Annotated in this window: 15 protein-coding genes; 8 read left to right on the forward strand and 7 right to left on the reverse strand. The window is 66.3% G+C overall.

Features of this window, described 5'->3' with window-relative positions:
• Positions 1–981 carry an allantoinase PuuE gene (gene puuE / locus ASD94_RS09035; RefSeq protein ID WP_056641565.1) on the reverse strand — a complete coding sequence of 327 codons (981 nt, stop codon included), beginning with the start codon at positions 979–981 and terminating at the stop codon, positions 1–3.
• Between the two features lie 13 nt (positions 982–994).
• The gene (locus ASD94_RS09040) at positions 995–1,663 is read right to left on the reverse strand and encodes a GntR family transcriptional regulator (RefSeq protein ID WP_015012869.1); all 669 of its coding nucleotides are present in this window, start codon (positions 1,661–1,663) and stop codon (positions 995–997) included.
• 108 nt (positions 1,664–1,771) lie between these two features.
• Between ASD94_RS09040 and uraH the strand changes: the two genes are divergently transcribed.
• On the forward strand, positions 1,772–2,122 hold the full coding sequence (gene uraH / locus ASD94_RS09045; protein WP_056641567.1) for a hydroxyisourate hydrolase: 351 nt from the start codon (positions 1,772–1,774) through the stop codon (positions 2,120–2,122).
• Positions 2,123–2,171: 49 nt separating this feature from the next.
• Here the strand turns inward: uraH and ASD94_RS09050 are convergent, their stop codons facing one another.
• Positions 2,172–2,720, reverse strand: coding sequence for a hypothetical protein (locus ASD94_RS09050; protein ID WP_082576810.1), 549 nt, complete (start codon positions 2,718–2,720; stop codon positions 2,172–2,174).
• A 174-nt stretch (positions 2,721–2,894) separates the two neighbouring features.
• Between ASD94_RS09050 and xdhC the strand changes: the two genes are divergently transcribed.
• From xdhC to ASD94_RS09065, 3 genes are all read left to right on the forward strand, one after another.
• Positions 2,895–3,707 (forward strand): xanthine dehydrogenase accessory protein XdhC, encoded by an 813-nt coding sequence (xdhC, locus tag ASD94_RS09055; RefSeq protein ID WP_056641569.1) that lies wholly within the window; start codon positions 2,895–2,897, stop codon positions 3,705–3,707.
• Between the two features lie 198 nt (positions 3,708–3,905).
• The gene (locus ASD94_RS09060) at positions 3,906–5,150 is read left to right on the forward strand and encodes a urate hydroxylase PuuD (RefSeq protein ID WP_056641573.1); all 1,245 of its coding nucleotides are present in this window, start codon (positions 3,906–3,908) and stop codon (positions 5,148–5,150) included.
• Positions 5,151–5,256: 106 nt separating this feature from the next.
• Entirely contained in the window at positions 5,257–5,634 is a 378-nt protein-coding gene (locus tag ASD94_RS09065; RefSeq protein ID WP_056641576.1) for a DUF4288 domain-containing protein, read from the forward strand.
• 189 nt (positions 5,635–5,823) lie between these two features.
• Here the strand turns inward: ASD94_RS09065 and ASD94_RS09070 are convergent, their stop codons facing one another.
• Positions 5,824–7,701 carry a phosphodiesterase gene (locus ASD94_RS09070; protein WP_056641578.1) on the reverse strand — a complete coding sequence of 626 codons (1,878 nt, stop codon included), beginning with the start codon at positions 7,699–7,701 and terminating at the stop codon, positions 5,824–5,826.
• Between the two features lie 101 nt (positions 7,702–7,802).
• Between ASD94_RS09070 and ASD94_RS09075 the strand changes: the two genes are divergently transcribed.
• Positions 7,803–9,158: a glycerate kinase gene (locus ASD94_RS09075; protein WP_056641805.1), complete on the forward strand. Its 1,356-nt coding sequence runs from the start codon at positions 7,803–7,805 to the stop codon at positions 9,156–9,158.
• A 73-nt stretch (positions 9,159–9,231) separates the two neighbouring features.
• On the opposite strand, the gene ASD94_RS09080 is transcribed toward ASD94_RS09075, so the two are convergent.
• Entirely contained in the window at positions 9,232–10,272 is a 1,041-nt protein-coding gene (locus ASD94_RS09080; protein ID WP_056641580.1) for a porin, read from the reverse strand.
• A gap of 290 nt (positions 10,273–10,562) precedes the next feature.
• Between ASD94_RS09080 and ASD94_RS09085 the strand changes: the two genes are divergently transcribed.
• Positions 10,563–11,186: a Crp/Fnr family transcriptional regulator gene (locus ASD94_RS09085; protein WP_056641584.1), complete on the forward strand. Its 624-nt coding sequence runs from the start codon at positions 10,563–10,565 to the stop codon at positions 11,184–11,186.
• A gap of 336 nt (positions 11,187–11,522) precedes the next feature.
• A complete protein-coding gene (locus ASD94_RS09090) occupies positions 11,523–13,679 on the forward strand; it encodes a diguanylate cyclase domain-containing protein (protein ID WP_056641586.1) in 2,157 nt (718 codons plus the stop codon).
• 793 nt (positions 13,680–14,472) lie between these two features.
• Here ASD94_RS09090 and xdhB read toward each other — a convergent pair.
• Entirely contained in the window at positions 14,473–16,821 is a 2,349-nt protein-coding gene (gene xdhB / locus ASD94_RS09095) for a xanthine dehydrogenase molybdopterin binding subunit (protein ID WP_056641589.1), read from the reverse strand.
• Positions 16,818–18,329, reverse strand: a complete 1,512-nt coding sequence (gene xdhA, locus ASD94_RS09100; protein ID WP_056641592.1) for a xanthine dehydrogenase small subunit — start codon at positions 18,327–18,329, stop codon at positions 16,818–16,820. The genes xdhB and xdhA overlap by 4 nt, the downstream gene beginning before the upstream one ends.
• A 104-nt stretch (positions 18,330–18,433) precedes the next feature.
• Here xdhA and ASD94_RS09105 point away from each other — a divergent pair, with 104 nt between their 5' ends.
• Entirely contained in the window at positions 18,434–19,366 is a 933-nt protein-coding gene (locus ASD94_RS09105) for a LysR family transcriptional regulator (protein ID WP_082576811.1), read from the forward strand.
• Positions 19,367–19,418: the final 52 nt, after the last annotated feature.

Genomic DNA, 19,418 nt, shown 5'->3' on the forward strand with positions numbered 1-19,418 from the left:
TCAGGCCTTTGTGGTGGGGTAGGGGTGCACGGCCTTCCAGTGGCGCGCGATGTCGATGCGGCGGGCCACCCACACCTTGTCGTGCTGTGCGATGTGGTCCAGAAAGCGCTGCAGCGCCGTGATGCGGCCTGGGCGGCCCAGCAGGCGGCAGTGCATGCCAATGCTCATCATCTTGGGCGCGTTGTCGCCGGCGGGGTCACCCTCGGCATACAGCGCATCAAAGGTGTCCTTCAGGTACTGGAAGAACGGGTCGGCGTGCGAGTAGCCCTGGGGCAGCGCAAACCGCATGTCGTTGCAGTCCAGCGTGTACGGCACGATGAGCTGGGGCACCACGCTGCCGTCGGTCTTGCGCACCTTCATCCAGAAGGGCAGGTCGTCGCCGTAGTAGTCGCTGTCGTATTCAAAGCCGCCGTAGTCAGCCACCAGGCGGTGGGTGTTGGGGCTGTCGCGGCCGGTGTACCAGCCCAGACCATGTACATGGTCTTGCGAACTTCCTCTTGCGCCCGTCATTCGTTGGATGATGTCCATCGCCTCTTGCATGTGGGCGCGCTCCACCTCTTCGGGAATGTGCTGGTAGTGGATCCACTTGAGGCCATGGCAGGCTATCTCGTGGCCCAGCTCCATAAAAGCCGCCGTGAGGTCGGGGTGGCGCTGCAGGGCCGTGGACACGCCAAACACCGTGAGGGGCAGTTGCCGCTTTTCAAACTCGCGCAGGATGCGCCACACACCGGCACGCGAGCCGTATTCATAAATGCCCTCCATGCTCATGTGCCGCTCGGGATAGCTGGCCGGGTTGAACATTTCGGACAGGAACTGCTCGCTGCCTGCATCACCATGCAGCACTGCGTTTTCGCCGCCTTCTTCGTAGTTCAAAACGAATTGCACGGCAATGCGCGCGCCACCGGGCCACTGGGCATGGGGCGGTGTCTTGCCGTAGCCGATGAGGTCGCGGGGGTAGGCCTGGGTGGTGTCGTAGATCATGGTGGGGTGGTTTTCAAGAGGCCAGGGCGGCGGCCAGGTCACTGGCCGGGCGCTTGCGGTCAAAGGTCAGGCTGGCTTCGACATGTTCGAGGTGGCTTTGCATCAGGGCCACTGCGCGCTCCTCGTCGCGTGCGGCCAGGGCCGCCACGATGTCGGCATGCTCCTCGTGCGAGTGCTCGGCCGCGCTGGCCGACTGGTACATCAGCGTGATGAGGGCACAGCGCGAGATCAGGTCACCCAGCATCTGCGCCAGCACCTCGTTGCCCATCAGCTCAGCCATGCGCACATGGAAGTCGCCCAGCAACTCCGTGCGGGTGCTGGCGTCGTGCGTGCCCATGGCGGCCTTCTCGCTGGCCACGTGGGCGCGCAGTGCCTTGAGCTTGGCGGGCGTCACGCTGCGCACAAATGCGCGGGTCATCTCCGTCTCCAGCATGCGGCGCACGGCAAACACCTGGCGCGCCTCCTCGACCGAGGGTGTCGCCACAAACGCGCCCCGTGCGGGCTCCAGCGTGACCAGCCGGTTTTGCGCCAGCTGAAACAGTGCCTGGCGCACCAGCGTGCGCGACACGCCAAAGTGGTCGGCCAGCTTTTGCTCGGCCAGCTTGGTGCCGGGTTGCAGGCGGTGTTCTACGATGGCGCGGGTCAGCGCTTCGACGATGGCGCTGGTGGAGGAAGATTCCATGGCTGCATGATACGGTGGATGGTGAAAAGTGTATACACTTTTGGTCTACACACTGCGATCTGGCAATCGTCGCCGATTGGACAGACTCTTACTTCAGGAGATTCCCCCATGGGATTGAGCACCCACGTTCTGGACACCATGAACGGCTGCCCTGCGGCCGGCATGGAAGTGGCCCTGTATTCCACCGACGGCGACAACGCCACCCTCATCAAGCGCCTGGTGCTGAACCACGACGGCCGCACCGATGCACCGCTGTTCGACAACGCCAGCCTGCGCACCGGCACGTACCGGTTGCGCTTTGATGTGGCGGGCTATTTCAAGGCCCGGGGCACGCAGCTGCCCGAGCCCAATTTTCTGAACCAGGTGAGTCTGGACTTTGGCATTGCGCATGCCGACCAGCACTACCACGTGCCGCTGCTGGTCAGCCCCTGGAGCTATTCGACCTACCGCGGCTCGTAGCAAGCGCTGCCAGAGGGCGGAAGCGGCGTAGCCGCTCAGGGGGATGTCGCTACAGCTGCCCTTCGGTCAGTGTATCGAGCTGAAAGTGCCCGCTCTTGTCCCACAGCCAGGTCTCGGTGTAGGTGACCTTGCCCATGCGGGCCGGGACTGGGAAGGGGGCCGCAGCGCGTACCGTGCGCTCGATTTCAGTGACCACCTCGGGGGCATGGCGCGGGGCGCGCATCCAGTGCAGGCGGGTGATCTTGCCTGCGCGGTCGATGTCGAGCTGCAGCACACCGATTGCATACAGCTGCGGCGGCAGCTTACCTTTGAAGATGCGTTCACGGTTCAGACCGTACAGATGGGTGGCAGCGTCCTGGCGGTAGGCCAGGGGTGTGGCGGCGGCCGAGGGGCGCGCAGAGCCAGCGGTCGCTGGCACCGGGCCTTTGACACCGCTGGCATCGGGGCCGGTGGAGGGGATGCTGTCAGGCGCCGGGGCCGGCGTGGGCTCTGGCGGGGACTTGCAGGCTGAGACCAGCGCCGCGCCCACGGCCATGATGCCTGCCAGGAGCCAGTGGCTGCGCTTTCCAGTGGAGCGGGGAGAGGGCGTGTCGGGCATGGTGTGAAAGGTTCCTGAGACTGCGGGCACGATAACCCAGCGGCGAAGGTGGTACGTTACAAAATGACGACGATCGCAACGGGGGCTACAACAGCTGCCTCACTGGAGGGTGAGCCGCTGGCAGTGCCTCGTTTTGCGTCCGTCACGATAAGGATCGCGGTGAAAAATTTGCAAATGCTGCTGGACGGCCTGGGGGCCGCGCCAGCCTGCCTCGTGACCGTGGAGTCTACCCAAGGGTCCGTGCCCCGGGAGCCCGGCGCCTGGATGGCCGTGTTCGCCGACCAGCTGGTGGGCACCATCGGCGGCGGGCATCTGGAGCTGCAGGCGATTGCCGAAGCACGCCGCCGCCTGGCGGGTGGGCCGGTCACCGCGCCGGGGCCGATGCGGTTTGCGCTGGGCCCGGCGCTGGGCCAGTGCTGTGGCGGGGTGGTGCACCTGGGGTTTGAGTTGCTCACGGCGCAAGACGCGCCAGGCCTGGCCCAGCGCCTCACGCCCCTCCTGCACCCGGTGGCGCTGTTTGGCGGCGGGCATGTGGGCCATGCGCTGGCTCGCGTGCTGGCGCCACTGCCCTTTGCGCTGACCTGGATCGACAGTCGGGACGGCATATTCCCGTCCGATCCGCCAGAGGGTGTGGTCTGCGAACACTCCGAGCCGGTGCAACTTGCGGTGCCCCGCCTGGCACCCGGCAGCCGCGTGCTGATCATGAGCTTCAGCCACGCCGAGGACCTGGACGTGGTGGCCGCCTGCCTGCGCCGCCAGCGCGAGCAGGGCGACCTGCCTTTCATCGGGCTGATCGGCAGCCAAACCAAGTGGGCCACCTTCAGCAACCGCCTGCATGGGCGCGGGTTCGCGCCCGAGGAGCTGGCGCAGGTGACCTGCCCCATCGGCATTCCCGGCATTGGCGGCAAGGAGCCTGAGGTGATTGCCGTGGCCGTGGCAGCGCAGTTGCTGCAGACGCTGCAGCCAACTCCAAAGGCTGGGGAATGAGGGTAATTCCGGCCCCGAATGCCCCAGGTTGGGGCTGGAATCGGGAACAATTCCTGCATACACTTTGACGTACCGGTCGCAGCGGTGCCCCGGCCAGCAACCCACTGGCCAAGGTGCGCGACCTCAATGTCTGCTCAGAGCGCCCGCAGTGGTGAGCAGGTTTGCTGTTTGGTGCTAACGCACCATCAAGGTTGAGATATGGAAAGCTACTTTCTCGACTGGGCCAACCTGCTTTTGCGCTGGGTCCATGTCATTACGGCCATCGCCTGGATCGGCTCGTCGTTCTATTTCGTTTTTCTGGACAGCAGCCTCACGCCGCCCGAGGACGAAGACCTCAAGAAACAAGGCGTGAGCGGCGAGCTCTGGGCCGTGCACGGCGGCGGGTTCTACCACCCGGTCAAGTTTGCGGTGTCGCCGCCGCAGTTGCCGAAACACCTGCACTGGTTCTTCTGGGAGAGCTACAGCACCTGGATCAGCGGGTTTGCGCTGTTCACCGTGTCCTACCTCTACAGCGCCAGCACCTACCTCATCGACAAGTCGCGCATGGACTGGGCACCCGCCACGGCCATCGTGGTGGCGCTGGGCTTCTTTGTGGTGTTCTGGCTGCTGTACGACGCCATCTGCCGCATCTTCGGCCAGCGCAAGAACGGCGACGCGATTGTCGGTGCGCTGGTCCTGGTGCTGGTGTGCGTGGCCTCGTGGCTGGCCTGCCACTGGTTTGCGGGCCGCGCAGCCTTCCTGCTGGTGGGGGCGATGATCGCCACATCCATGAGCGCCAACGTGTTCTTCTGGATCATCCCCGGCCAGCGCACTGTCATCAGCCAGATCAAGGCCGGCCAGCCGGTAGACCCGATCCACGGCAAACGCGGCAAGCAGCGCAGCGTGCACAACACCTATTTCACGCTGCCCGTGTTGTTTGCCATGCTGAGCAACCACTACAGCTTCACCTGGAGCCACCCGCAAAACTGGCTGGTGCTGATCCTGATGATGTTTGCGGGCGCGGCCATCCGCCAGTTCTTTGTGATGCGCCACGGCTACAAGCTGGGCCGCAATGGCAACCCGCTGCCCTATGCCCTGGTGGGCGTGGCCGTGATCGTGTGCGTCATCGCCTGGATGCGCCCTGCGCCGGTGGCCGCGCCCGTGGCGAATGCTCCTGTTTCAGGAGCTGCCAGCGCAGATAAAACGGGCGCTAGCGGCCAAAATGACTTCAAGGCCGTGCAAGCGGTGCTGGAGCAGCGCTGCTACATGTGCCACGGCGAGCAGATGCAAATGAAGAACCTGCGGCTTGATTCGCCCGACAGCGTGAAGCAACACGCCCAGGCCATCTACCAGCAGGCCGTGGTGCAAAAGCTCATGCCCATGAACAATGCGACGGGCATCACCGATGCGGAGCGTGCGCTGATTGGGAAGTGGTTTGAGGCGGGGGCGCCTACGGGGCCTTGAGAGAGTCGAGTGCGGCGGCAGCAATCGGCCAGAAGCTGCCGCTCAGAGTTTCGATTGAGTGGGTGGTGCTTCGTTTGGTACTGGCTACAGGTTTGAGAATTTTTGCATGACACACGACAAAAATCTTTCCCCAGTGGGCTGGTACGTGGTCTCGTATCTGCTGCGCTTCGTTGAGTTGGAAGACGACAGAAAGGACGACGATGAAGCTCGATTCCTGTCGTGGGAAAACACAATCCTTGTACGTGCACCGAACCTTGAAGAGGCCTATGAAAAGGGCATGACGGTAGCTCGCAAGAATGCGAAACCATACAAGGGCGGAACTCAAGGAGTACCTGTGCAATGGAAGTTGGTAGGTATCACCGATGTCCTTCCAATCTACGAAGAATTGGAAGATGGGGCAGAAATTTCATGGACTGAGCGCGCGCCTCGAAAGCTCAAGAATCTCAAACAGATGGTGAGACCGAAGGGCTCGTTTCGGCAGTAGCTGCCAACCCAGGAGCAGGGGCGACGAATGTGTAACAGAGGCCCGCTTTCCAGAAAGTTTTATGTCGCCTTAGGGCCCGAAGCGGACTTGTTTGCCACAAGCCATGCAGCGTCAATCGCCTACTGTCGCTGAGCCAAAACAGCGGTTTTGCATCGACGTCGCGTCCTTGGGACGCGGTCCAAACAGTCCCTACGCCGCCAACACATCCTGCAACGCCCGCGCGGCCGCCAGCGCCCCCAGGCTCGACTCGGTAAACCCGCCATGCAGCACCACTCCCGTGGATGCCTGCTTCGCCTCATGCTTGGCCACTGCGGCCAGGTTGGCCACTTCTTCGGCGTGCCGGAATCGACCGGGCTTGATGCGCACCGCACCAATGGCCAGCGTGGTGCAAGGAAAGAACCGCTGCACGCCATGTCGGTCCTCGGCCTGGATGCCGCCTGCCAGACGGGCGCTGTCGTCAAACAGCGTGACGGCCTCGCGCGCAAACTCGTCCACGATGTTCTTGCAGCGCTGCAGCCAGTTGCTGCTCTGGAAGATCAGCATGAAGTCGTCCCCGCCCACATGGCCCACAAAGTCGCTGCGTGCGTCGCAGTGCGCCGTGGCCAGGCGCGCCACCAGGCGGATCATCTGGTCGCCGCGCCAGTAGCCATAGTGGTCGTTGAAGGGCTTGAAGTTGTTCAGGTCTGCGTAGCAGGCCACGAACTCGGTGCCGCTTTCCAGCAAGCGCTGGATGTGCAGGCTGATCGGAATGTTGCCGGGCAGAAAAGTGAGCGGATTGGCGTGGCGCGCGGCCTCGATGCGGGTCTCGGTCACGGCGCGCACCAGCTGGTCGCCGGTGCCCAGGCCCAGGTAGCGGCCATTGTCGGTGACGATGTAGCCGTCGCTCAGGTAGCGCTGGTCCTGCGAGGTGAGGATGCCCACGAGTTGGTCCACATCGCAGTCCAGCTCCACCACGCGCGGCGACAGGTTGGCAAACGCCAGGCACGACTTGCGGCCGTGCACCTCGCGGAAGTACGGCGTGGCGTAGTGGTTCATGAACTGCTGGCGGTTGATAAGGGCCACGGGGCGTGACCCGTCCACCACCGCCAATGCGTGCAGGTCCGTGTGCTGGCGGAACAGGGCGGCTACGGCGTCGTTGTTGGTGGCGGGCGCTGCGGTGGGCGCCTGCACCACCAGCAAGCTGCGCAGGATGCCCGGGCGCGCGGTCTGGCCCAGGTGCGGCAGCACGGCCACGCGGCGGTCGTGCATGACCTCCAGCGCTGCGTCGTCCACGGCCTCGCGCGGCGCCATGGCAGGGCGGCCCAGCAGCCAGCCCTGGCCCAGGGGGATGTCCAGGTCGCGCAGCGCGCGCAGGTCGTCGCGGGTTTCGATGCCCTCTGCGATGAGCTGGGTGCCAAACACGTCGGCGATGCCCTTGATGGCCTGCAGCATCTGCAGGTTCTCGGGGTGGTCGCTGATGTCTCGGATGAAGTATTTGTCGATCTTCACGAAGTCGGGCTTCACCTCGGACCACAGCCGCAGGCTGGAGCGGCCGTCGCCAAAGTCGTCCAGCGCCAGCCGCGCGCCGCAGGCGTGTACGGCCTTGATGGCCTGGCGCAGCTGGGGCATGTCGGTCACGCGCTCGTGCTCGGTGATCTCCAGCACCAGCATGCGGGCGCTCAGGCCCAGGCTGCGCACGGTGTCGCCCAGCGCTGTGGCGCCGATCAGCTGGACGCCATGCACCAGCGCGTCGGCGCTGATGTTCACAAACAGCCGGCCCGGGGCGTCGTGCCGCCCCCATTGCTCCATGGCGGTGTAGACGCACAGCAACTCAAAGTCCTGCAGGAGGCCCTCGCGCCGGGCCAGCTCCAGCAGTTTGTCGGGGGTGTGCAAGGGGGTGTTCTGCGGCCCCCGGATCAGCGCCTCGTGTGCGTACACCTGGCCCTCGCGCAGGTCGGCCAGGGGCTGGAACACGCAGTACAGCTCGCCTTCGCGCATCAGCCGCGCCAGGGGGCCGGTGCCCTGGCGGGCGGCGGGTGACAGCAGTGCCATCATCGCCTCCAGTCGGCTCCATGGGGTGTTGTGCATGGCTGTTGTGGGTCCCTGAGCAAGGGTGCCGACGATACCTGTGGCGTGTGACAAGTTGGTTACAGCCGGGTGACTGGCCCTGCCGCTGCACAATGCGCGGCATGCACCCAGAAACCCAGCCAGCCAGCCCCTCCCTGCCGGATTACCGCACCCACCCCCGCGCCTTTCTGAAGGCGCTGTTTGATGCCGCCGTGCACAGCGCACAACCCCTGCACGGCATGCGCCAGTGGCTGCCCCAGCCGCCCAACCGCGAGAGCGGGGGCCGCACGCTGGTGCTGGGCGCGGGCAAGGCAGGGGGCGCCATGGCGCAGGCGCTGGAGGCTCTGTGGCCGCAGGACGCGCCCCTCTCGGGCCTGGTGGTCACGCGCTACGGGCATGTGCCGCCCCGGCCTGTGGGCGTGCCCCAGCGCATCGAGGTGGTGGAGGCCGCGCACCCCGTGCCCGATGCGGCGGGGCTGGCGGCTGCGCAGCGCATTCTGGACATGACCCAGGGGCTGACGGAGCACGACCTGGTGCTGTGCCTGATCTCGGGCGGTGGCTCGTCCCTGCTGACCTTGCCCTGCGACGGGGTGACGCTGGAAGACAAGCAGCGCATCAACCGCGCCCTGCTCGACAGCGGCGCGCACATTGGCGAGATGAACTGCGTGCGTAAGCACCTCTCGCGCATCAAGGGTGGGCGCCTGGCGGCAGCCTGTGCGCCGGCGCGCGTGGTCACGCTCACCATCAGCGATGTGCCGGGCGACGACCCGTCGGTGATCGCCAGTGGCCCCACCGTGCCGGACGCGACCACCTGTGCTGATGCGCTGGCCATTCTGGCGCGCTACGGCATCGATGTGCCTCCGGCCATCCGCACTGCGCTGGAGGCGGGCAGCCTGGAAACCCCCAAACCCGGCGACGCGCGTTTTGCTGGCCATGCGGTGCACATGATTGCTACGCCCCAGCAGGCGCTAGAGGCCGCTGCCGCGCTGGCCCGTTCGGCGGGGCTGCCTGCGCATGTGCTGTCGGACGAGATGGAGGGCGAGTCGCGCGAAGTGGGCAAGGTGCATGCAGCACTGGCCCGTGCGGTGGCGCGGCGCGGCCAGCCGTTTGCGGCGCCGTGTGTAATTCTTTCGGGGGGCGAAACCACCGTCACCGTGCGTCCGCGTGCGCCCGGCGTGCCCCGGGGGCGGGGCGGGCGTGCGGGCGAGTTTTGCCTGGGCCTGGCGCAGGCGCTGCAGGGCGAGCCTGCGGTGTGGGCGCTGGCGGCCGATACCGACGGCATCGACGGCAGCGAAGACAACGCGGGGGCCTTTGTGTGCCCCGACACGCTGGCGCGTGCAGGCGCAGCGGGCCTGCGCATCGACGACCACCTGGCACGCAATGACGCCTGGGGATTTTTTGCGGGGCTGGACGACCTGCTGGTCACCGGCCCCACGCACACTAACGTGAACGATTTTCGGGTGCTACTGATTTTGTAGCTGCTCAGGCATATTGCACTAGCGCCTGGGGCTGCTGGGGCTTAAAAATGGCCCCAGGCGCTGTGCGCAGGCCTCAGAACCGGTGGCGGATGCCCACGCCGAAGCTGTTGCCCTTGGTCTGGTTGGTGATGCGGTCGTTCATGGCCATCACGTACACGTCGGTGCGCTTGGACAGGAAGTAGTCATACCCCACGGTGAAGGTCTTGCGCGAGATGTCGGTGGCCGTCATCTTGGTCTGCGCCCACGAGGCCAGCACCTTGCCGGTGGCGCCTGCGGGCACCGACACGCCCAGCTGCGTGGTCTTGGCCTTGTTGGTGGTGTTGTCGGCCTTGGCCTGGCCGTAGCTGGCAAAGGCCTTCACGACGGCAAAGTCATACGCGCCGCCCAGCATCCAGTCGGTCTTGGTGGTGCCCAGGTAGGTGCTGGGCACGGCGGGGTTGCTCATCTGGTCGCGCTCGTAAAAGCCAGTGAGGGTGATGGGGCCGTTGAAGTACAGCGCGTTGATGCCCACGTTCTTCTTGCTGCTGTCACCCGCGACCTCGCCAAACTGGTAGTGCAGGTTGGCGGTCAGACCGCCCAGGTTGGGCGTGCTGTAGATGATTTCGTTGGACCAGCCGGTGTCGGACGGCGTGGTGGAACCCCAGCCCGTGCCGTTGAACAGGGGCACGTTCATGTGCAGGATCAGCGGCGCAAAGGTGAACGAGTCGCCCAGCGGGTTCGACAGGATGGACGGCAGGAAGTTGGGGGCCAGGCCGCGCCCCACTGTGACGGTGCCCCAGCTGTCGCTCAGGCCGACGTTGGCATCGCGCGAGAAGAAGGTGTCGTTGGCAAAGCGACCCTGGATGCCGCTATCCACCTTGATGAACGAGGTGAGCGCAAAGTTGGCCTTGAGCCCGCCGCCCAGGTCTTCGGTGCCCTTGACGCCGAACCACGACGTGGTCATGCCGCCGCTGTTGACCACCTTGCTGCTGCCGGCGTCACCGGCGTTTTTCATGGAGCCCACAAACACATCGGTCAGGCCCATCAGCTGGACGGAGCTTTGGGCCTGGGCCCCGGTGGCACACAGCAGGGCGCCGCCGAGCGATAGAGACAGTGCAATCAGGTTTTTCTTCATGGAGTGATTCCTGGGGATGAAAGCGCCGGAGGTCCGGCGGGGCAAAGGAGACGCGGCCCCTGTTGCACCGTGGTGCAGGGCGGGGCCCGCCGGTAGGGCTTCGCAAGTTCCATGCCCTGGTGCAACACCTGTTTACATCCCTGTCGGGCCTCTCAGCGCGCATCCATGCACGTTGCTGGCGCAGTTTTCGTGTGTTTTGGCGCAAACCTGGGGCGCGCAGGGCGGGCGACATGGTGCGGCTTTGATGTGGCTCAATGCCGCAGGCGCGGTCGCACGGCACAGTAACCTCCATGCTGCCATCTACCCTTTTTTCTCTGCCCGCTGACACCGAGGTCATCGCTCCCGGCGAAGTGCTGCGCAGGCGCAATGAGGTGCTGACGACGGTGTTGCACCTCGAAAGCGGCCGCGTGCTGCGCGGTGTGCTGGACGACGGTTTTCTGCGCCACCAGCTGGGCGCGGTCGAGGGGCCGTTCTGGCTCGACGCCGCGTCGGCTCTGCTGGGCCTGCCGTTGCCGGTCGACATGGTGTCCGACACACGTGTGCATGTGCGGCGCGTGCCCATCGAAGACTTTCGTCGTGGCCTGGCTGCCATGCCTCCGGGCGCACGTGGCCTGCTGCTGGACATGGCCCAGGGCTACCGGCAACAGTCTGAGCTGGCCGTGAGCCGCCTGGCGCAGGACGCCGAATCGCGCTGCGCCCAGTGGCTGCTGAACCACGCCCAGCCCGACCACAGCGGCGCCATGCAGGTCACCCTGCACCAGCGCAAACGCCTGATCGCCGCCCAGCTGGGCATTGCGCCCGAAACCTTCTCGCGCGTGCTGCGCCACCTGCGCGAGCTGGGCCTGATCCATGGCACCGGCAACGTGCTGGCGCTGCCCCAGCCGCGGGCACTGCAGTCGATGGCGGGCTGCTGATACCGCACAGCTGATACCGGGGCAGCGCGCCTCGGCAACCTCGGGCTCTAGAGCACCGGCTGCGTTGCAATTGCTCACAAACCATCGCGTGCGTTGGTGAACCCTGCGGGGGTGGGCTGTGCCGCTTGGCCCTGGGCGCACGCGCTGCGGCGGGCAGCCCCGCCGCCTTCCCTGTGGTGCCCCTGCTGGCTCAGGGTTTTTCCTTGGCTTTTACCAAGGGTTCCACCCAAGCCCCGGGGCACAGGGCCTGCGTATATTTGTTGGGACATGTCTGCAATGACCCGTCCCCATGCCGAACTCTGAGCGTGCCCACCCCTCCCAGGTGCGGGAGCGTCCATGACGCCCCCTCCCGCACCCACGGCTGCACCGGACCCTGCGCCGGGCTGGCTGGTGCCTGGCGCGCTGGTGCTGCGGCTCATGCTGGTGGCGGCGCTGGCGGTGGCCCTGTCGGGAGCGGTGGCGGCCTGGCTAGTCACCCGTGCCTCGGGGCAAGAGGCGATGCGCCGGGTGGTGAGCCAGCAGACCGACGAGGTCGAGGTGGTGGCCCGGTTGCTGGCCAGCAAGATCGAGCAGAGCCAGAAGGTGCTGCGCACTGTGGCCGCCGGCATCACGCCGGGCATGCTGGAGTCGCCCTCGTCACTGGAATGGCTGCTGCAGCAAGGCCTGCCTGCGGTGCAGTTCTTTGACACCATGCAGGTCGCCCGCGACAACGGCGAGCTGCGCCTGAGCCTGCGCGCCGGCCAGCTCGAAAAAGCCGCCGACCTCGACCCCACCGAACGCGATGCGCTGCGCCGCACCCTAGTGGATGGCAAGCCGCTGGTGTCCGAGCTGATTGCGGGGCGCACGGGCGAGGCCCGGGTGATGTTCACCATGCCGCTGCACCGCGAAGACGGCACGGTGATGGGCGTGGTGGCAGGTGCGCTGCGCCTGCAGTCGCAAAGCCTTCTGCCGCCGTCGATGACGCTGCCCGCGCGCGATGATTCGCAGCTCATCGTCTTCACGCGCGACGGCACCATCCTGTCGCACTCCGACCCCACCCGCGTGCTGGGCCAGGTACGGGATGAGGCGGGCCTGGCCCCCGTGTACACGCGCTGGCAAAGCCAAGCCCAGCCCGTGGTGGGGCGGGGCATGACCCATGTGCAGTCTGGCCACATCGTGAGCATGGCGGGCATGCCGCTGCCGCAGTGGATTGTGGCGCGCGTGAGCCAGTCGCAGGCGCTGCTGGCGCCGCTGCATGGCGCCCAGCGTGAAGCGTGGTGGCTGGCGGTGGCTAGCATGGTGCTATGCATGCTGCTGGCCGTGGCCCTGATGGGCTGGATGGCGCAGCCGCTGGCGCGGCTCACCTTCAAGGCGCGCCAACTGCTCCAGACCAGCGCGCGCCAGCAGCCGGCGACAGACATGGACTGGCCCCGCGCGGGCGGTGAGGTGGGCGAGCTGGTGCGGGTGTTCCAGGGCCTGGTGCAGCAGGGCAGCCTGCAGCAGTCGCGCCAGGACACGGTGGTCGGCCAGTTCCAGGCCGTGCTGGACAGCGCCACGGTAGGTATCGTCATCACCCGCCACAGCATGCTGGAGGTGGTGAGCCACCAGGCCTGTGTGATGCTGGGCTATACCGCGCAAGAGCTGCAGGGACGCCCCGCGCGCACCCTGTATGCCAGCGATGCGGACTACGCCCAGGTAGGCGTTCGCGTGCGGGCCGAGGTGGCTGCGCATGGAGCGTTTGACGGCGACATCTGCTTTTTGCGCAAGGACGGCACCTCCGTGTGGGCCCGCGTGCAGGGCCGGGGCGTGCGCCCCGATGAGGTGCATGGTGGCACCGTGTGGATATTGGAAGACATCACCGCCGCGCGCGAGGCCCAGGTGCAGCAGTCCTGGGGCCGCACGCACGATGCGCTCACGCAGCTGTACAACCGCGCCGCGTTTGACGAGCGCCTGGGCCAGTTGATGGCCGAGCGGTCCGCCCGCCAGCGCCCAGTGGGTGCTGTTGTTGCTACTGCTGCTTCCGCTGCCGGTGCCGCCGACGAGGAAGGCAGCGATGCGCAGGGCGACGGCGTGGTGCTGTTCCTCGACTTGGACCATTTCACCGTGGTCAACGATATTGCGGGCCACGACGCGGGCGACGATGTACTGCGCCATGTGGCCCGGCTGCTGGCATCCCATGTGCGCCAGATTGGCTGGGCGGCGCGCCTGGGTGGGGACGAGTTTGCGGTGGTGTTGCCCGGCTGTGCACTGGCACGCGGCCAGGCCGTGGCCGAGCAGTTGCGTGCGGCGGTGCATGCGTGGGAGCCGTCGTACCAGGGACGCAGTTTTACGCTGGGGGTGAGTATTGGGCTGGTGGTGCTCGATGCCAGCTTGCAGGATGTGCCGTCGGTGCTGTATGCGGCGGACATGGCTTGTTATGACGCCAAGCGGGCGGGGCGCAACCGGGTGGAGACGCGGCATGCGAGGGATGCGTCGGTGACTTCGTCGGGGCGGATGGCTTTGGGGCCTGTTTGAGGGGTTTTGGGCTGGATGCGCTAGTGGGATATGTGGTGTTTGCTATTGATTTTGTAGTGTTGATTTTTGTGCGCTGATTGAACCGCATGCCTTTGTTGAGGGCGGAGGCCGGGAGTCGCCCCGGCGGGCGAGGTACTTTTCTTTGCTTCGCCAAAGAAAAGTACCCAAAAGAAAGGCGACCCCCAGTCTGCGACCCTGCGAAGGGGCAGACCTGCGTCGGGGCGGTTGCGGGGTGCGCCGTGGAACTCGCTTTGCGCTGCGCGCGCCGCTCGGACAGCCACGGCGAGTCAGTTCACGAGGCATGGGCGCTCCGACGCCCATGCTCACCCCGCAACCGCCCCGACGCAGGCGCAGCCAGCAGGGGTTGGGAGCCAAACAGCCAAACAGCCGGACATCCATTCAGGCCATCGCTTTGCTCGGCCGGGGCTGCGCAGCGCGCGGCGCGTGCGCCCGCGAGGTGGGGCCGAGCGCAGCGATGGCCCGAGTGGATGTTCTGCTCCCTTTGCCCCTCTGAATGCGCCGAGGAGCGCAGGGTTTGGCGGATCAGGGCTCGCGATTGTCTGAGCGAAGCGAGTTCGAGCGAGACCCCGCCAAACCCGAGTACCGCAGGTTGCCCCGTAGCGAAGCGCAGGGGACGCAGACAGTGGGGTCGCCCTTTCTTTGGTTCCTTTCTTTCGGCGACGCGAAAGAAAGGGACTCGAGTCACACCGGCACATCAATCGACGAACAGGGAGGTTGATTCAAAATTGATAGCTACCAGCGAATATCCAAAAAGCGCCAGCGGCCAAAAACATCACTCTCCTAACCGCCCCAACGCCCTGAGCACATTCTCCGCAGTCGCCGGAGCCGTCAAAACCACTGGCGCCGCCGCATCCACCCCGCTACGCCCCGCCGCCACCGCATTGCGCAGCGCCTCATACACACTGATTGCCAGCATGAACGGCGGCTCCCCTACCGCCTTGCTGCCGCCCACGTTGTCCTCCCGATTCGCCTCGGGCCACAGGTGGACGTTGAAGTGCTCCGGAATATCGCCCGTGGCCGGGATCTTGTAGGTGCTCGGCGCGTGAGTGGCCAGATAACCCTTGTCGTTCCACACCAGCTGCTCGGTCGTCAGCCAGCCCATGCCCTGCACAAACCCGCCCTCGATCTGGCCGATGTCGATGGCCGGGTTGATGCTGTGGCCCACGTCGTGCAGGATGTCCACCTTCAGCACGCGGCTCTCGCCGGTGAGGGTGTCGATGGCCACCTCGGTGCAGGCGGCGCCGTAGGCAAAGTAATAGAACGGGCGCCCGGTGAGGGTCGTCTTGTCGTAGTGGATCTTGGGCGTGCGGTAAAAGCCGTCGCTCCACAGCTGGATGCGGTTGGCGTACGCGGCCTGCACCACCTCTTCAAAACTGCGCACCGTCTTGGGCGAGATCACCTGGCCGCCCGCAAACCGGATCGCGCCGGCGCCGCAGCCGTCCAGGCCGCACACAAACGAGGCCAGGTTGTCGCGCACGTTGCGCGCGGCGTACTGGGCGGCGCGGCCGTTCAGGTCGGTGCCGCTGCTGGCGGCAGTGGCGCTGGCGTTGGGCACCTTGCTGGTGTCGCTGGCCGTCACCAGCACGCGGTGCAGCGGCACGCCCAGCTCGTCGGCCACGATCTGCGCCACCTTGGTGTGCAGGCCCTGGCCCATTTCGGTGCCGCCGTGGTTCACCTGCACGCTGCCGTCGGTGTACACATGCACCAGCGCACCCGCCTGGTTGAACAGCGTGGCGGTGAAGCTGATGCCGAACTTGACGGGCGTGATGGCCATGCCACGCTTGATGACCGCATTGCGTGCGTTCCAGTCCGCAATTTCGGCCTGGCGCTGGCGGTAGTGCGAGGTCTGCTCCAGCGTGGGCAGCAGCTCGTGCAGGATATTGTCTTCCACCGCCATCTGGTAGTGGGTCACATGGCGGCCACTGCTCGCGTCCTTGCCATACAGGTTGGCTAGGCGCACGTCCTGCGCATCGCGGCCCAGCGCGCGGGCGATGTCGCCCAGGATGGCCTCGATCACGATCACGCCCTGCGGGCCGCCAAAGCCGCGGAAGGCGGTGTGGCTTTGTGTGTTGGTCTTGCAGCGGTACGACGCGATCTCGACGTCGCTCAGGTAATACGCGTTGTCGGCGTGGAACACCGCGCGGTCGGCCACGGGGCCCGACAGGTCGGCGCTGAAGCCGCAGTTGGCCGCCATCTGCAGCTTCAGGCCCGTGATGCGGCCGGTGTCGTCAAAGCCCACGTTGTACTCGTACGCAAACGGATGGCGCTTGCCGGTGACCATGAAGTCCTCGTCACGGTCCAGCCGCAGCTTGATGGGGCGGCCCAGCTTGTTGGCGGCGACGGCGGCCCACACGGCCAGGTGCCCGGCCTGCGTCTCCTTGCCGCCAAAGCCGCCACCCATGCGGCGGCATTCCACCTTGACCGCGTGGTTGTCGATGCCCAGCGCGTGCGCCACCCAGTGCTGCACCTCACCGGGGTGCTGCGTGCTGGAGTAGATCCACCACTGCTTTTGCTCCAGCGGCATGGCGTAGGCGATCTGGCCTTCGAGATAGAAATGCTCCTGGCCGCCGACTTCAAACGCTCCCTGCATGCGGTGCGCCGATTGCGCGAGGCCCGTGGCCGCATCGCCCCGGCGGACAAACACCGGCGGCAGCACATAGCTTTGCGCCTTCAACGCGTCCTGCACCGTCAGCACGGCGGGCAGGGGGGTGATGTCGAGCTTCACGGCGCGCACCGCGCGGCGTGCCTGCATGACCGAGTCGGCCACCACCAGGCCGATCACCTGGCCGACAAACTGCACGCTGTCCAGTGCAAACACGGGCTCGTCGTGTCCGAACGCGGCGAGGATCTTGTCGCCGGGCACATCGCTGGCCAGCACCACGCCGCGCACGCCGGGCAGGGCCAGTGCGGCGGTGGCATCCACACTGTTCAGGGTGCCGTGGGCCACGGTCGAGAGGATGGGCGCGGCATACAGCGTGCCCTTCACCTCCGGCAGGTCGTCGATGTAGTGCGCGGCGCCCGCCACCTGGGCGCGGGCGCTTTCGTGGATGTGCGACTGGCCCATGGCGGCGCGGGCGGGCGCGGGCAGGGCGGTTTCGGCGATGGTGTGGGGGGCGTTCATACGGCAGCCTCCAGCGTCAAGGTGTCCAGACTGACCGAGGACTGGCCCTGGCTCTCCAGCCAGTAGCGCTGCAGCAGACTGCCCAGCACCTGGCGGCGGTAGGCGCCACTGGCGCGCATGTCGGAGATGGGGCTGAACTCGGCCTGCAGCACGGCAGCGGCACGCTGCGCGGTGGCCTCGGTCCAGGGCTGGCCGGTCAGGGCGGCCTCGGTTTGCTGCGCGCGGGCCGGGGTGGCGGCCACGCCGCCTGCACCAATGCTGGCGCGCTGCACGGTACCGCCCGCGATGTCGAGGTTGAGCACCAGGCAGACGGCAGAGATGTCGTCGTCAAAGCGTTTGGAAATTTTGTACGCCCGCAGTTGTTCTTGGACCGAGGGGCGCGGCACCACGATGCGCACCAGCAGCTCGTCGGCCGCCATCACGTTTTGCCGGTAGCCGGTGTACAGGTCTTCCAGCGGCAGCTGGCGCTCGCCCCGGGCCTGGCTGGCCAGCACCACCTGGGCGCGCAGCGCCATCAAGAGGGGCATGGAATCGCCAATGGGCGAGCCGTTGGCGACATTGCCGCCCAGCGTGCCCGAGTTGCGCACCGGCAGCCCCGCAAACCGCGTGGCAAATCGGTGCAGCTGCGGCCACTGCGCAGTGAGGGCGGCAAACGCGTCGGTCAGCGTGACGGCGGCGCCGATGTGGATGGCGTCGGTGCGCTGTGTGACTTCGCGCAGCTCGGCCGCACGGGTCACGTCCAGCACCTGGGTGTACTGCTTGTGCTGCTTGGTCACCCACAGCCCCACGTCGGTACAGCCCGCCACCACCTGGGCGCCTGGGTGGGCGGCGCGGGCTGCAAGCAGTTCAGGGAGGGTGAGGGGCGCGATATAGGCCGAATCGGCCGCATGTGCTAGTGCATCATGCCGCAGTAGCTTCAATTTTTGTAGCACTTCGGATTCATTGACCGCCATGCCGGGCAGCGACGCCATCTGCTGGGCGGCATCGAGGATGGGGCGGTAGCCGGTGCAGCGGCACAGGTTGCCCGAGAGTTCTTCCTGGGCCAGTTCGCGGGTGATGGGTTGGCCGTGGCAGACATGGTTCTGGTACATGCCGAAGAGGCTCATCACGAAGCCTGGGGTGCAGAAGCCGCACTGGGAGCCGTGGCACTGGACCATGGCTTCTTGTGCAGGGTGCAAGGTAATCGCTTGCCGCGCCGCAGCGGGGGAGTCGCCCACGGGCTGGATCAGTGGATCTTCCGCCAGGTCTTCCACCGTCCACAGCGCCATGCCGTCCACCGAATGGGCCAGGCGGATGCAGCTGTTCACGGCGCTGTAGTGCAGCTGGCCGTCGCGTTCTTCGCCCAGCACCACGGTGCAGGCGCCGCAGTCGCCTTCGCCGCAGCCCTCCTTGGTGCCGGTACAGCCCAGGTCTTCGCGCAGCACCTCCAGCAGGGTGCGGTCGGGTGGTACATTGCCCAGCGCCACGGGCTGGCCTCGGCGCAGGAATTGCAAGGGTCTTGTTGTCATGACAAACGCCACTTCGATCTTGGATGGAAAGGTTCAGCAGAGGGTAGAACGCAGTACCGTTACCGGCATATGCGCAAGCTTATGGCACCCATGCCCCCACCGCTATGAGAGACCACGCCCTTTTCGACAAGATAGACCTCCATCTCATAAGGGTCTTGCACACCGTGCTCACAGAACGCAGCGTATCGAGGGCCGCCGTCCGCCTTGGCATGCACCAGCCGGCGGTATCGGCTGCGTTGAAAAGGCTGCGCGACCTGTCGGGCGACCCGCTGCTGGTGCGCTCCGGCGCCAGCATGATGCCCACCGACGCCGCGCTGCGCATGGTGGAGCCCGCCGGGGCCATCCTGCGTGCGGCGGAGGCACTGTTTTCGGATGCGCGTGGGTTTGACCCGCGCACCGCCACCCGCACCTTTCGCGTGGCGGCCAGCGACTACCTCGACCCACTGTTCCTGCCCCAGCTCGTGGCCCGCATCAAGGTCGAGGCGCCTCTGTGCCCCATCGAGATCCTGCCCCTGTCGGCCGACGCGCACTACCACGCGCACCTGGCCCAGGGCGACGTGGATGTGGTGATCGGCAACTGGCCCCAGCCCCCCGACGACCTGCACATGGGCCGCCTGTTTGGCGACGAGGTGGTGTGCTTGGTTGGCAAGGACCACCCCGCCGTGCGGCGCGGCTGGGATGTGGAGGGCTGGCTGGCGGCCGAGCACATCGCGCCCACGCCCACCCACCCCGGCGCGCGGGGTGTGATCGACGCCCACCTGGACAGCCTGGGCATGCAGCGCCACATCACGGCGCGCTGCGCGCATTTCAGCCTCATCCCCAGCATCGTGGCATCGAGCTTGCTTGTGCTGACCACGGGCCGCCAGTATTGCGAGCGGTATGTGGACCAGCTGCCCCTGGCCATCCTGCCGTGCCCGGTGCCGTTTCCCCGGCTCATGTATTACCAGCTGTGGCATGCCCGCACGCACCATTCTGCCGCTGCGGCGTGGCTGCGTGACTGCGTGAAAACCGTGGCTGCTTCGCTACGAAAAGAATAGCTGCTTGGGCATGCTGAACAAGCACCATGAGGTATTTTCATTCTTATAACAA

Source organism: Acidovorax sp. Root70 (assembly GCF_001428225.1).
Classification (GTDB): Bacteria; Pseudomonadota; Gammaproteobacteria; order Burkholderiales; family Burkholderiaceae_C; genus Acidovorax.